We start from the raw sequence: 13014 nt of genomic DNA, 5'->3' as shown, positions 1-13014 counted from the left end.
GCCGGGCTTTTTGTTTGTCGCACTCGGGCCGCTTATGGCACCAGTTTGTCCAGCAGTGCCTTGTCACGTACCGCGCCCTTGTCGGCGCTGGTCGCCAGCAGGGCGTAAGCCTTGAGGGCGGTGGTGACTTTGCGCGGACGCGCTTCGACCGGTTTCCAGCCTTTCTTGTCCTGCTCGGCACGGCGCGCCGCCAGCTCTTCGTCAGAGACCAGCAGGTTGATGCCACGGTTCGGGATGTCGATCAGCACCTTGTCGCCATCGCGCACCAGACCGATTGCACCGCCGGCAGCCGCTTCTGGCGAAGCGTGGCCGATGGACAGGCCGGAAGTGCCGCCGGAGAAACGACCGTCGGTCAGCAGCGCACAGGCTTTGCCCAGACCCTTGGATTTCAGGTACGAGGTCGGGTAAAGCATTTCCTGCATGCCCGGGCCGCCTTTCGGGCCTTCGTAACGGATGATCACGATGTCGCCGGCCTTCACTTCGTCGGCGAGGATGCCGCGTACCGCGCTGTCCTGGCTTTCAAAGATTTTCGCGTTGCCTTCGAAGACATGGATCGACTCGTCGACGCCGGCGGTTTTCACCACGCAGCCGTCCAGCGCGATGTTGCCGTACAGCACGGCCAGACCGCCCTCCTGCGAGTAGGCATGCTCGACACTGCGGATGCAGCCGTTTTCACGGTCGTCATCCAGGGTTTCCCAACGGGTCGACTGACTGAATGCAACCTGGGTCGGGATACCGGCAGGGCCAGCCTTGAAGAAGGTGTGCACCGCTTCGTCGTCGGTCTGGGTGATGTCCCACTTGGCGATGGCTTCTTCCATCGACGGCGAGTGTACGGTCGGCAGATCGGTGTGCAGCAGGCCGCCACGGGCCAGCGAGCCGAGGATGCTGAAGATGCCGCCGGCGCGGTGCACGTCTTCCATGTGGTACTTCTGGATATTCGGCGCGACCTTGCACAGTTGCGGCACTTTGCGCGACAGACGGTCGATGTCGCGCAGGTCGAAGGCGACTTCGGCTTCCTGGGCAGCGGCCAGCAGGTGCAGGATGGTGTTGGTCGAACCGCCCATGGCGATGTCCAGGGTCATCGCGTTTTCAAAGGCCTTGAAGTTGGCGATGTTGCGCGGCAGCACCGACTCGTCGCCGTCACGGTAGTAGGTCTGGCACAGCTCGACGATGCGACGGCCAGCACGCAGGAACAGCTGCTCGCGGTCGGCGTGGGTCGCCAGGGTCGAACCGTTGCCCGGCAGGGCCAGGCCCAGGGCTTCGGTCAGGCAGTTCATCGAGTTGGCGGTGAACATGCCGGAGCACGAACCGCAGGTCGGGCAGGCGCTGCGCTCGTATTCGGCGACTTTCTCGTCGGAAGCCGACGAGTCGGCGGCGATGACCATCGCGTCGACCAGGTCCAGGCCGTGGCTGGCCAGTTTGGTCTTGCCGGCTTCCATCGGGCCGCCGGAGACGAAGATCACCGGGATGTTCAGGCGCAGGGCGGCCATCAGCATGCCGGGGGTGATCTTGTCGCAGTTGGAGATGCAGACGATGGCGTCGGCGCAGTGGGCGTTGACCATGTATTCGACGGAGTCGGCGATGATCTCGCGGCTCGGCAGCGAATACAGCATGCCGTCGTGGCCCATGGCGATGCCGTCATCCACGGCGATGGTGTTGAATTCCTTGGCGACGCCGCCGGCTCTTTCGATCTCGCGAGCGACCAGTTGGCCCAGGTCTTTCAGGTGCACGTGGCCCGGCACGAACTGGGTGAACGAGTTGGCGATGGCGATGATCGGCTTCTTGAAGTCTTCATCCTTCATGCCCGTGGCACGCCACAGAGCGCGGGCACCGGCCATGTTGCGGCCGTGGGTAGACGTTTTCGAACGGTAATCAGGCATTGGAGCACTCCGGCTAATCGGCTAATCAAATAAGGGAGTGAGCTTCTAGTGACGTCGTGTGCAAAAGGCAGTGACCGGATTGCCGCGAAGAAACCGAAACGACACGGGATCACCGGAACGTTCGGCCTGAGCTCATAAACCCGCCGGGGGATGACTGGCGATGAATAGCGCTGATTCTACACCTGTGAGGGCGTGAGGGAATGCCGGAAATCGGCAGGCTTGAAGCATTGTAGGAGTGAGCTTGCTCGCGATAGCGTCAGACTTATCAACTCTGTGGTGCCTGTCTTGGCCCCATCGCGAGCAAGCTCACTCCTACAGGTTGATACGGGCACTCCCCGACACATCTGGAATTTCATGTTTGCGCGATAGCTTCGCTGCTGCCCTAGTCTCGAACAGACAGTGCAGAAACAGAGGCAGCAGGATGCTGGATTTTCCACGCGGCAAATCGTTACGTGACGGGCGTTTTTCACAAACGGGGCAGATTTATCTCATTACTTCAGTTGTCCAGAATCGCGAGCCAATATTCGGCGACTGGAGGTTGGGGCGTCTGGTCGTGGATGAGTTCCGCACGGCTCAAGACGCAGGTGCAGCGGATTCATTGGCGTGGGTGGTCATGCCGGACCATTTTCATTGGCTAATGGAATTGAAGGGCTGTCGATTGGCGCCGTTAGTCCAGCGCATAAAGTCCCGCAGCGCCCGAGCGATCAACCGCAGGCGTAGTCAGCACAGACAGCTTTGGCAAAGAGGTTTTCATGACCGTGCGTTAAGGCGAGAGGAGGACCTTGTAAAAATGGCCAGATACGTCGTGGCAAATCCATTGCGGGCCGGGTTGGTGAGCAAGATCGGCGATTATCCGTTGTGGGATGCGGTGTGGCTTTGAAAAGAGCATCGTCCGGATGCGGCCCAGATCAAGCTCACTCCTACAGGTCCTGCGTAAAACTTGTAGGAGCGCGCTTGCCCGCGATAGCGTCAATTCAAACGCCACAGCCCTCAGCTATTCGGCAGCAACCGGCAGGTGATGCTCTTGATGTAGCGGGTTTCCGGGATGGCCGGGTGGACTGGGTGGTCCGGGCCCTGGCCGCCGCGTTCCAGCAGCTGGATGTTGCGGTCCAGGTGGCGGGCGCTGGTCAGCAGGATGTTTTGCAGGTCGTCTTCCGGCAGGTGCATCGAGCAGGATGCGCTGACCAGGATGCCGTCCTTGCTGAGCAGGCGCATGGCCTGTTCGTTGAGGCGGCGGTAGGCGCCTTCGCCGTTTTTCAGGTCTTTCTTGCGTTTGATGAACGCTGGCGGGTCGGCGACGATCACGTCGAAACGCTCTTCGGCGGCTTTCAGCTCTTTCAGGGCTTCGAACACGTCGCCTTCAACGCAGGTGACTTTCTCGGCAAAGCCGTTCAACGCGGCGTTACGCTCCACGCCATCCAGGGCGAAGCCCGAGGCGTCGACGCAGAACACTTCGCTGGCACCGAACGCACCGGCCTGTACGCCCCAGCCACCGATGTAGCTGAACAGGTCCAGCACGCGCTTGCCTTTGACGTACGGCGCCAGACGCGCGCGGTTCATGCGGTGGTCGTAGAACCAGCCGGTTTTTTGGCCTTCCATCACCGGCGCTTCGAACTTCACGCCGTTTTCTTCCAGTGCGACCCATTCCGGCACCACGCCGAACGCGGTTTCCACGTAGCGGTTGAGGCCTTCTGCGTCACGGGCAGCGGAGTCGTTCTTGAGCAGGATACCGCTCGGCTTGAGCACTTGAATCAGCGCCGCCAGCACGTCGTCCTTGTGTTCTTCCATGGTCGCCGAAGCCAGTTGCACCACCAGAATGTCGCCGAAACGGTCGACCACCAGGCCCGGCAGCAGGTCGGAATCACCGTAGACCAGGCGGTAGAACGGCTTGTCGAACAGGCGCTCGCGCAGCGACAGGCAGACGTTGAGACGATGCACCAGCAGCGATTTGTCCAGCGGCAGCTTGATGTCGCGGGACAGCAGGCGTGCGCAGATCAGGTTGTTCGGGCTCATCGCCACGATCCCCAGCGGCTTGCCACTGGACGTCTCCAGCAGGGCCTGGGCCCCGGCGGCAAAGCCGTGCAGCGGGGTGGCGGCCACGTCGATTTCGTTGCTGTAGATCCACAGGTGGCCGGCGCGCAGGCGACGGTCGGCGTTGGGCTTGAGGCGCAAGCTGGGCAGGGACATGACGTCGCTCCGGAAAAAAAGAGCGGGATTATACCTTTGTGATCTGCGCCGCGCTGAATTAACCGGCTGCCGGTCGGTCGGACTTCAAGAAGGATCCAACGGTTGTCGAATCATGGGCGGTAGGGGTTAGAATCGCCGCCTGAACCTGAGTGTGTACTTATGTCCCAAGAGCTAACTTCCGAGCAGATCCAGCAGGCGTTGCAAGGCATCAGCGTGCCGCCCCAACCGCAAATCATGGTGGATTTGCAGATGGAGCAGTACATGCCCGACCCTGATCTGGGTGTGATCGCCCGGTTGATCGCGCAGGATCCGGGGCTCTCCGGTGCATTGCTGAAAATCGTCAACTCCGCCCATTACGGGCTGGCCAACAAGATTGCGTCGATCCAGCGGGCGGTGAACCTGCTGGGCAGCCGTTCGGTGATCAACCTGATCAACGCGCAGTCGATCAAGGGTGAGATGAGCGACGAGACCATCGTCGTGCTCAACCGTTTCTGGGACACCGCGCAAGACGTGGCGATGACCAGTCTGACGCTGGCCAAGCGCATCGGTTCGCAGACCGTCGATGAGTCCTACGCGTTGGGCCTGTTCCACGACTGCGGCGTGCCGCTGATGCTCAAGCGTTTCCCGGAATACATGAGCGTGCTGGAAGAGGCATATTCCAAGGCGAGCCCCGAGTGCCGGGTGGTCGACACGGAAAACCGTCTGCTCAACACCAACCATGCAGTTGTCGGCTATTTCACCGCCAAGTCCTGGCGTTTGCCCGAACATGTCAGCAATGCCATTGCCAATCACCACAACGCCCTGGCGATTTTCCAGGACGAGTCGGGCCGCAACGCGCCGCTGAAGAACCTGCTGGCGATCCTCAAGATGGCCGAGCACATCTGTTCGTCGCACCGCGTGCTGGGCAATCAGGCCATCGACCATGAATGGAACAGCATCGGTCATCTGGTCCTCGATTACGTCGGCCTGTCTGACTATGACTTCGAAAACCTCAAGGAAAGTATTCGCGAACTGAGCGCGCACTGATCCTGCGCGCCCTCGTCATCCCTGCCTTCGAGCCTGTCCATGCCTGAATTACCTGAAGTCGAAACCACCCGTCGGGGCATCGCGCCCCATCTGGAAGGTCAGCGCGTCAATCGCGTGATCGTGCGTGATCGCCGCCTGCGCTGGCCGATCCCCGAAGATCTCGACGTGCGCCTGTCCGGGCAGAAGATCGTGGTGGTCGAGCGACGCGCCAAATACCTGCTGATTCAGGCTGAGGTCGGCACGCTGATCAGCCATCTGGGCATGTCCGGCAATCTGCGGCTGGTGGAAGTCGGGTCGCCGGCGCTCAAGCATGAGCATGTGGATATCGAACTCGAATCAGGCCTGGCGCTGCGCTACACCGACCCGCGGCGTTTCGGCGCCATGCTCTGGAGTCTCGACCCGCACAATCATGAATTGCTGGTGCGGCTGGGGCCGGAGCCGTTGACCGACCTGTTCGACGGCTTGCGCCTGTTCGAGATGTCGCGCGGGCGTTCGATGGCGGTCAAGCCATTCATCATGGACAACGCCGTGGTGGTGGGGGTGGGCAACATCTACGCCACCGAGGCGCTGTTCGCCGCCGGCATCGACCCGCGCCGCGAGGCCGGGACCGTTTCCAAGGCCCGCTATATCAAGCTGGCCCACGAGATCAAACGCATCCTCGCCGCTGCCATCGAGCGTGGTGGCACCACGTTGCGGGACTTTATCGGCGGTGATGGTCAGCCCGGTTATTTCCAGCAGGAACTGTTCGCCTATGGCCGCGGCGAAGAACCGTGCAAGGTCTGCGGCACGACCCTGCGTGAGGTCAAGCTGGGGCAGCGGGCGAGTGTGTATTGCCCGAAGTGTCAGAAGTAAAAGGGACGCCGCTGGTGCATTTTGTGGGAGCGAATTCATTCGCGATTGGCCAGTTCAGCCGATATAAATGCGTCGTCTGAACAAAGCATCGCGAATGAATTCGCTCCCACAGAAATATGCAGATAGCCGCCCGCCGCTTGCTTAACCCCCATCCCTGTTTATAGTGAGCGTCATCACTTTTTCTTGCCGAGCCTGAAGGATCACGCCATGAGCCCGTTTCGCATTCTCGCTGCCACCCTGGCCCTGTTCTTCGGTTTGCAGATGACCCCGGCGATGGCGCAGGTCGAGGCGACGGGCAGTGGCGATCCGGTCTATCAGATCCAGAACCCGCCGGCGTACGCGATGATCGGCGATCTGCTCATCGCGCGTCCGCTGTTGATCGTTGCGACCGTCCTTGGCGCTGGTCTGTTTGTCATCGCTTCACCCTTTGCGGCGGCGGGTGGCAACCTGGGTGCGACTGGCAAGGCGCTGGTGGTCGATCCGGGCAAGGCTGCATTCGTTCGCTGCCTGGGTTGCACCACCAGCGGTTACGGCAAACACGACTGATCGGCGCAGGTTCGCACCAGATTCAGCGGCGCATCCGGCCTGAACGTCGCTGAAACGCCAATTCCACGCGGATCGCTGGCGGCTTCGACGCTGGCCTTGTTCTTGCGCCACAACAGCACTTGCTGGTTGCCGGAGTCACTGGCGGTTTCCCGCATCCGGTAGCCGCGCTCGCGCAGGTCGTTCAATTCATCCTCGCTGAAAGTCCCGGCTTCGTACTCCATCACGTCAGGCATGTACTGATGGTGATAGCGCGGTACGGAAATCCAGTTGCTCACCGGCTGTTCGTCGAGAAATTGCAGCATCGACAGCAGCACCATGCCCGGAATCCGTGTGCCGCCGGGCGTACCGAACGCCGCAAAGGTGCCCGGCCCCTCGATGAAACTCGGGCTCATGCTCGACAGTGGGCGCTTGCCGGGTTCGATCATGTTCGGTTGGCTGACGGCGACCGGGGCCGGATTGCTGCCTTTGGCCTCCACGACGAAATCGTCCATCTCGTCGTTGACCAGCACGCCGGTACCCGGCACGGTGAACGCCGCGCCGAATGGCAGGTTCAGTGACAGAGTGGCCGCGACTGCGTTGCCTTCATTGTCGAGCACGGTGAAGTGCGTGGTGTTGTTGCCTTCGCGCCAGCGCGGCGCGGGCGGCAGGATGTTGTTGGGCGTGGCGCGGTGCGGGTCGATGCTGGTGGTCAGTTGCAGCAGATAATCCGGCGCCAGCACCTGAGCAATGGGGTTGGGCACGAAATCCGGGTCGCCGAACAGCACGCGGTCGCGATAGGCGCGGCGCAGCACTTCCACGACGTAATGGGCGCGCTGGACCTTGTCCGACTCGCGCCACGGCAACTGCTGCAGCATGAACAGGCTCTGCGCCAGGGCAACACCGCCTGCCGAGGGCGGTGGGGCGCTGATCAGCTCTTGCTGATCAGCCAGTTGAAAGCGCAGTGGCGAGCGGGTGATGACTTCGTATTCCTCGAAATCGTGGTAATTCCAGATGCCGCCTGCTCCGCGCACGCCGCTGACCATCGCCTGGGCGGTCAGGCCGCTGTAGAAGCCCGCGCGACCCTTGTCGGCCAGACGATCTAGCGTCTGTGCCAGTTCCGGCTGTTTGATGATCTCGCCCATTTCCGGCACTTCGTTGTTGCGCAGGAACAGTCGCGAGCTCTCTTTGTTGGCGCGCAGGGCAAACAGCCGCCAGTTGGCGCGCTCGCGGTACACCGCGTCGACCGGGAAACCACGGTAGGCCACGCGAATGGCCGGCGCGAGGGAAATGGTCAGCGGCAGGCGGCCATAGCGCTCGGCCAGTTCGACCAGTGCGGCGGGCAAACCGGGAATGGCGGCGGCCAGTGGGCCATTCAGGGAAAGATCGGGCTGAATCACGTTGCGCCGGTAGAACATCCTGGCTTTGGACTTCAGCGGCGCCTTTTCTCGAGCATCGAGAAACTGGTACTGCACCGGTTCGCCCGCCTGGCGCAGCAGAAAGAACCCGCCACCGCCCAGTCCGGAGCCATAGGGCTCGACCACGGCAAGGGTGGCGCTGATGGCGATGGCGGCATCGAAGGCATTGCCGCCGTCGACGAGGATTTCCCGACCGGCGGCGGTGGCGATGGGATGAGGGCTGGCGATGGCGGCCTGATCCGGGTGATCGGGCCTGGCGTGAGCCGAGAGGGCGCAGAGCATCAAGACTGCGCCAAACAACGAGGTATACCGCTCCAGCTTCGGTGTCATGCGTATCTCGCTCAGGTCAACAGGCATTTACAGCCAGTGTCTTCGGCGAAAGCGCGTATGCCGACAGGATATGCCTTCGGTTATGCCTTGCTGGTAATCAGCTTGTACTTGGCCATCAGCTCGTCCTTGCTCTCCACGTGGTTTTCATCCAGCGGGATGCAATCCACGGGGCAGACCTGCTGGCACTGCGGCTCGTCGTAATGACCCACACATTCGGTACACAGGTTCGGATTGATCACATAGATCTCTTCACCCTGGGAAATCGCTTCGTTCGGGCACTCGGGTTCGCAGACGTCGCAGTTGATGCAATCGTCGGTGATGATCAGGGACATGGATACTCCTGCCGCGGTCGACGCCGGGGCATATCAAACTCTCAATGCGACGAATTGTGCCGTATTAGCGCCCGACATGCACCCTGACCTTTACACTGCGCGTCAGGCCTTGAACCTTTCGCTCAGTGCCTGGGCGACCGCAGGGTGTACGAATTTACTGATATCACCACCTAACGCCGCGATTTCTCTGACCAGCGTAGATGAAATGAACGAGTAGCGTTCGGACGGCGTGAGAAAAAGACTTTCCACGTCCGGGGCCAGCTGCCGGTTCATGTTGGCCAGCTGGAATTCGTACTCGAAGTCGGACACGGCACGCAGGCCGCGCAGCAGGATATTGGCGTTCTGTTCCTTGGCAAAGTGCGCCAGCAGGCTTGAGAACCCCACCACTTCGACGTTGGGCAGGTGTTTGGTGACCTCGCGGGCCAGCTCCACGCGCTGTTCCAGCGGGAACAACGGGTTTTTCTTGGGGCTGGCAGCCACGGCAATGACCACTTGATCGAACAGGCGCGCAGCGCGCTCGACCAGATCGCCATGGCCCTTGGTAATCGGGTCGAAGGTGCCTGGGTACAACACTCGGTTCATCGCGTGGTCCTGGTCGCAATCCGTCGGGAATCGCGATGGTAGCGCAGCGGGAGCGGGTGGGCCAAGTCAGACGCCCGATGCTCTGTGTCGGTTGGGGTTATTGGCGATGATGGGCGAAATATGATTCTTGCTTCTGGCCGAAGGCCGTGGGAGGGAGCCCTGCTCGCGAAAGCGTCAGGTCTGCTGGCACAAGTGTTGGATGTGTCGACGTATTCGCGAGCAGGGCTCCCTCCCACAGGGCTCATCGGATGTCGCCATTCAGCCGCTGTGCAAGCGCCGTCGCCAGCTTCGCGGTCAACCCGTAGACTGACAGCTGCGGATTGGCGCCGATGCTGGTGGGAAACAGCGAACCGTCATGGATCGACAGGTTTTCCAGCTGATGATGCCGTCCGAGGCTGTCGACCACTGCCTGTTGCGGGTCTTCGCCCATCGCGCAACCCCCCATCACATGGGCGCTGCCCAGCCGGGTGCGAAAGATTTCCAGGCTCAGCCCGTCGATCAGGGCACGCGCTTCGGCAGCCGTTGTGACGTAGCCGGCGTCGCCATGCAGCGGCATCACCGAGCGTGCCCCGGCGGCGAACTGGATCTCGGCCATGCTGTGCAGCGCCCGCCTTACGCCGTCCCAGACATAGGGCGACACCTGATAGTCCAACACTGGCGTCCCGTCGCCGCGCAATTGCACGCTGCCACCAGGGCTGTCGGGGTGAAAACCGTCACGCAACAGCGCCAGCATCATGTGGGTATGCGGCAGTTGCGCCATGCGCTCGGCGTTGACCGGTCCAAACCCACCGAGCAGCGTGCTGGCCAACGCCGGTTGCAGGGGCGGGACTTCCAGTTTGTAGCCCATTGGCCCGGTGACACCGTCGCGCCACTGGAAATGGTCGGAATAGATCGACTGCGGTGCGCCATAGAACGGGTTCACGGTCTGTTCGAACAGGCCGGCGGAAAATGTCACCAGGTGCAGAAAGGTGCGTTTGCCCACGCGTTTGTGAGGATCCGGCGCGTCCGAACGCAGCAGCAGGCCGGGGCTGTTGATGCCGCCACCCGCCAGCACCGTGTGCCGGGCCTTGACCGTGATCTTGCGCCCGGTCGGTGCCACGCAGTGCGGGTCCATGGCCAGGCATTCCACTCCCAGCACCTTGCCGTCGCGGATGATCAAGCGTTCGGCCCGCGCCAGATACAGCAGCTCGCCGCCGTTTTCCAGGGTGGCCGGAATCGTCGTCACCAGCATCGATTGCTTGGCGTTGGTCGGGCAGCCCATGCCGCAGTAGCCGAGGTTCCAGCAGCCGCGCACATTGCGCGGGATTACGTGCCAGCTGTAGCCCAGCTTTTCGCAGCCCTGACGGATCACGTCGTTGTTGGCATTGGGCGGCATGATCCACGGTGCGACGCCCAAGCGTTGTTCCATGCGTTCGAACCACGGCGCCATCTCCGCCGGGCTGTGGCCTTGGACCCCGTGTTCGCGGGCCCAGTGTTCAAGGGTTTGCTCTGGCGTGCGAAAGCTCGACGTCCAGTTGATCAGCGTGGTGCCGCCCACCGCACGGCCCTGCAGGATGGTGATCGCGCCGTCCTTGCTCATGCGGCCGATACCTTCCTGGTAAAGCGTCGAATAGGCCTGATCTTCCATCATCTTGAAGTCGCTGCTGGTCTGCAGCGGGCCTTCTTCGATGATCAGCACCTTGAGCCCGGCGGCGCTGAGGATTTCAGCGCTGGTGCCGCCGCCTGCGCCGCTGCCGATGATGGCGACGTCGACCTCCAGGGTCAGGTCCTGATCGAGGGATGAGCCGTCACGGGTTTTCCAGCCACGGGCGAGACCTTCGCGAAAAATGTCGGGAACTGGCATGCAACCTCGGTGTTGTTCTTGTTTTTGTAGGGATCAGATTTTCGGTGGGCCGGGGTAACCACACTGCGCCCAGGCCTCGGCGCGGCCGTACCACGCCATCAGCACCAGTTGCAGTAATGAGGCGTGGCCCTGACGCAGCAGGTTCAGCGAGCTGTGCTCCCAGCGTTGCAGAAAACCGCCGATCTGCGTGGTTGTCGCCTGTTCCCAGGCGCCCCAGACACCCGTCAGCGGCCCGCGGGTGATCGCCAGCGTCAGCACGTCGAAAAGCTGCCGGGTCAGCTTGAGCATTTCCGGCGACAGCCGCGCCAGGCTGTGATCGAGGCTGCGCAAGGTGCCATCGATGGCCGCTGCGGGCGTGATGTCGGACAGCGCGCCGTCCAGCACCACCGGAATCAGTGCCCGCAGAAACGGCAGGTCGCCACCCCGCAACACCTCGAAGCCGCTCGCCGCCGTGCTGCCGGTGCAGCCGACCAGGCTGGCCGTCGATAGAAACAGCGTCGCACCCAGACCCAGCTTGAGCGTGTCCCGGCGTGACAGACCGCCGCTGTCGAGCGCCGCGCTCATCGTACGAACAGCCGCTGGATCAGCTTCTGGATCGCCTTGCCGTAGGGCGGATAAATCAGTCGCGCGGCATTGAAGCGCTGTTTGACGAACACACCCTTGGCCTTGCTGAAGGTCAGAAAGCCCTCATGGCCGTGGTAATGGCCCATGCCGGACGGGCCGATGCCGCCGAACGGCAGGTCGTCCTGCGCCACATGCAGCAGGGTGTCGTTGATGCACACGCCGCCGGAGTGGGTCTGCTCCAGCACGCGGTGCTGTTCTGCCTTGTCGTAGCCGAAGTAATACAGCGCCAGAGGCCGGGGCCGCTGGTTGATGTAGTCGAAAGCCTGTTCGATGCGTTCATAGGGCACGACGGGCAGCAGCGGCCCGAAAATCTCGTCCTGCATGACCCGCATGTCGTCGTTGACGTCCAGCAGCAGGCTGAACGGCAGGCGTCGGCCCTGAGCTTGCGGGTAAAGCGATATCACCCGAGCGCCCTTGCTACTGGCATCCGCCAGGTAATCGTTGAGCCGCGCCACATGGCGCGGATTGATGATCGCGGTGTAGTCCGGGTTGTCGGCCAATGTCGGATAAAACCCGGTGATTGCCTGTTTGTAGGCGTCGACGAACTCGTCGATCCGCGCTCTCGGCACCAGGACGTAATCCGGCGCCACGCAAGTCTGCCCGGCGTTGAGGGTCTTGCCGAAGGCGATGCGCTCGGCGGCGTCTTTCATAGGCACGTCGTGAGCGACGATGGCCGGCGACTTGCCGCCCAGTTCAAGGGTGACCGGCGTCAGGTTTTCCGCCGCCGCGCGCATCACATGGCGGCCGACGCTGGTGGCGCCGGTGAACAATAAATGATCAAACGGCAAGCGGGAGAAGGCCACGCCAACGTCCGCTTCGCCCAGCACCACGGTCACCAGGTCTTCCGGGAAGATCCGCGCGAACAGTCGTTTCAGCAGCTCGCCGGTGGCTGGCGTCGATTCGCTGAGCTTGAGCATCACCCGGTTGCCAGCAGCGAGGGCGCCGACCAGCGGGCCGATGGCCAGATAAAGCGGGTAATTCCACGGCACGATCACCCCGACCACGCCCAGCGGCTGATACACCACTTTTGCCGAAGCCGGCTGAAAGGCCATGCCGACACTGCGCCGCGACGCACGCATCCAGCGTTTCAGGTGGCGGCGGGCGTAATGGATGTTGTGCAGGCTGGGCATCAGCTCGGCGAGCAGGGTTTCGTCGGCGCTGCGATTGCTGAAATCTGCACTGATGGCCTGGATGATCGCCTGACGTTCCTCGCTGAGCAGTGCTCGCAGATTGTCGAGCCACTGTCGGCGTTGCGCCGCAACCGGCATCGGATTGGCTGCAAATGCGCGTTTTTGCGCAGCGAACGTTTGTTCAAGCTCGGCCGCGAAAGCCGGGGCGGGATCTGACACAGGCAAGCGCACGGATTCGACAGGCATCGCTGCAGTTCCTTTTTGACGTTATGCAGTGTTTCTAGAGTC

The 13014-nt window shown here is 62.2% G+C and carries 12 protein-coding genes; 4 read left to right on the top strand and 8 right to left on the bottom strand.

All coding sequences use genetic code 11. The features are described from left to right. Positions 1 to 32 precede the first annotated feature (32 nt). Positions 33 to 1880 carry a dihydroxy-acid dehydratase gene (gene ilvD / locus ACIPL0_RS22015; RefSeq protein ID WP_400599349.1) on the bottom strand — a complete coding sequence of 616 codons (1848 nt, stop codon included), beginning with the start codon at positions 1878 to 1880 and terminating at the stop codon, positions 33 to 35. Between the two features lie 421 nt (positions 1881 to 2301). On the opposite strand from ilvD, the gene ACIPL0_RS22010 reads away from it, so the two are divergent. Then, the gene (locus ACIPL0_RS22010) at positions 2302 to 2760 is read left to right on the top strand and encodes an REP-associated tyrosine transposase (RefSeq protein WP_400599350.1); all 459 of its coding nucleotides are present in this window, start codon (positions 2302 to 2304) and stop codon (positions 2758 to 2760) included. A gap of 110 nt (positions 2761 to 2870) precedes the next feature. Here ACIPL0_RS22010 and ACIPL0_RS22005 read toward each other — a convergent pair whose 3' ends face one another. Further along, positions 2871 to 4067 (bottom strand): class I SAM-dependent rRNA methyltransferase, encoded by a 1197-nt coding sequence (locus ACIPL0_RS22005; protein ID WP_400599351.1) that lies wholly within the window; start codon positions 4065 to 4067, stop codon positions 2871 to 2873. A gap of 213 nt (positions 4068 to 4280) precedes the next feature. Between ACIPL0_RS22005 and ACIPL0_RS22000 the strand changes: the two genes are divergently transcribed. The 3 genes from ACIPL0_RS22000 (at position 4281) to ACIPL0_RS21990 (ending at position 6491) form a co-directional block, all read left to right on the top strand. Next, entirely contained in the window at positions 4281 to 5093 is an 813-nt protein-coding gene (locus tag ACIPL0_RS22000; RefSeq protein WP_400599424.1) for an HDOD domain-containing protein, read from the top strand. A gap of 39 nt (positions 5094 to 5132) precedes the next feature. Beyond that, on the top strand, positions 5133 to 5945 hold the full coding sequence (gene mutM, locus ACIPL0_RS21995; protein ID WP_400599352.1) for a bifunctional DNA-formamidopyrimidine glycosylase/DNA-(apurinic or apyrimidinic site) lyase: 813 nt from the start codon (positions 5133 to 5135) through the stop codon (positions 5943 to 5945). 207 nt (positions 5946 to 6152) lie between these two features. Beyond that, on the top strand, positions 6153 to 6491 hold the full coding sequence (locus ACIPL0_RS21990; RefSeq protein ID WP_400599354.1) for a multidrug transporter: 339 nt from the start codon (positions 6153 to 6155) through the stop codon (positions 6489 to 6491). Here the strand turns inward: ACIPL0_RS21990 and ggt are convergent. From ggt to ACIPL0_RS21960, 6 genes are all read right to left on the bottom strand, one after another. Then, on the bottom strand, positions 6473 to 8215 hold the full coding sequence (gene ggt, locus ACIPL0_RS21985; RefSeq protein WP_400599355.1) for a gamma-glutamyltransferase: 1743 nt from the start codon (positions 8213 to 8215) through the stop codon (positions 6473 to 6475). The two genes, ACIPL0_RS21990 and ggt, sit on opposite strands and share 19 nt — an antisense overlap. Positions 8216 to 8295: 80 nt before the next feature. Next, a complete protein-coding gene (locus tag ACIPL0_RS21980; RefSeq protein WP_400599356.1) occupies positions 8296 to 8547 on the bottom strand; it encodes a YfhL family 4Fe-4S dicluster ferredoxin in 252 nt (83 codons plus the stop codon). A gap of 102 nt (positions 8548 to 8649) precedes the next feature. Continuing rightward, positions 8650 to 9129 carry a pantetheine-phosphate adenylyltransferase gene (gene coaD, locus ACIPL0_RS21975; RefSeq protein ID WP_400599357.1) on the bottom strand — a complete coding sequence of 160 codons (480 nt, stop codon included), beginning with the start codon at positions 9127 to 9129 and terminating at the stop codon, positions 8650 to 8652. Between the two features lie 241 nt (positions 9130 to 9370). Beyond that, positions 9371 to 10972: a GMC family oxidoreductase N-terminal domain-containing protein gene (locus tag ACIPL0_RS21970; RefSeq protein WP_400599358.1), complete on the bottom strand. Its 1602-nt coding sequence runs from the start codon at positions 10970 to 10972 to the stop codon at positions 9371 to 9373. A gap of 33 nt (positions 10973 to 11005) precedes the next feature. Further along, the gene (locus ACIPL0_RS21965) at positions 11006 to 11536 is read right to left on the bottom strand and encodes a twin-arginine translocation pathway signal protein (protein WP_400599359.1); all 531 of its coding nucleotides are present in this window, start codon (positions 11534 to 11536) and stop codon (positions 11006 to 11008) included. After that, on the bottom strand, positions 11533 to 12972 hold the full coding sequence (locus tag ACIPL0_RS21960; RefSeq protein ID WP_400599361.1) for a coniferyl aldehyde dehydrogenase: 1440 nt from the start codon (positions 12970 to 12972) through the stop codon (positions 11533 to 11535). The genes ACIPL0_RS21965 and ACIPL0_RS21960 overlap by 4 nt, the downstream gene beginning before the upstream one ends. Between the last annotated feature and the right edge of the window lie 42 nt (positions 12973 to 13014).

Source organism: Pseudomonas sp. NPDC090208, from assembly GCF_044746785.1.
Lineage (GTDB): Bacteria > Pseudomonadota > Gammaproteobacteria > Pseudomonadales > Pseudomonadaceae > Aquipseudomonas.
Note: the sequence above shows the minus strand (reverse complement) of the source record. Positions and strands in the feature narration are given on the sequence as shown.

Coding starts and splice junctions, on each gene's coding strand:
- ilvD (WP_400599349.1), bottom strand. CDS start 1,880: ATGCCTGATTACCGTTCGAAAACGTCTACCCACGGCCGCAACATGGCC.
- ACIPL0_RS21960 (WP_400599361.1), bottom strand. CDS start 12,972: ATGCCTGTCGAATCCGTGCGCTTGCCTGTGTCAGATCCCGCCCCGGCT.
- mutM (WP_400599352.1), top strand. CDS start 5,133: ATGCCTGAATTACCTGAAGTCGAAACCACCCGTCGGGGCATCGCGCCC.
- ACIPL0_RS21990 (WP_400599354.1), top strand. CDS start 6,153: ATGAGCCCGTTTCGCATTCTCGCTGCCACCCTGGCCCTGTTCTTCGGT.
- ACIPL0_RS21965 (WP_400599359.1), bottom strand. CDS start 11,536: ATGAGCGCGGCGCTCGACAGCGGCGGTCTGTCACGCCGGGACACGCTC.
- ACIPL0_RS22010 (WP_400599350.1), top strand. CDS start 2,302: ATGCTGGATTTTCCACGCGGCAAATCGTTACGTGACGGGCGTTTTTCA.
- ACIPL0_RS21980 (WP_400599356.1), bottom strand. CDS start 8,547: ATGTCCCTGATCATCACCGACGATTGCATCAACTGCGACGTCTGCGAA.
- coaD (WP_400599357.1), bottom strand. CDS start 9,129: ATGAACCGAGTGTTGTACCCAGGCACCTTCGACCCGATTACCAAGGGC.
- ACIPL0_RS22005 (WP_400599351.1), bottom strand. CDS start 4,067: ATGTCCCTGCCCAGCTTGCGCCTCAAGCCCAACGCCGACCGTCGCCTG.
- ggt (WP_400599355.1), bottom strand. CDS start 8,215: ATGACACCGAAGCTGGAGCGGTATACCTCGTTGTTTGGCGCAGTCTTG.
- ACIPL0_RS21970 (WP_400599358.1), bottom strand. CDS start 10,972: ATGCCAGTTCCCGACATTTTTCGCGAAGGTCTCGCCCGTGGCTGGAAA.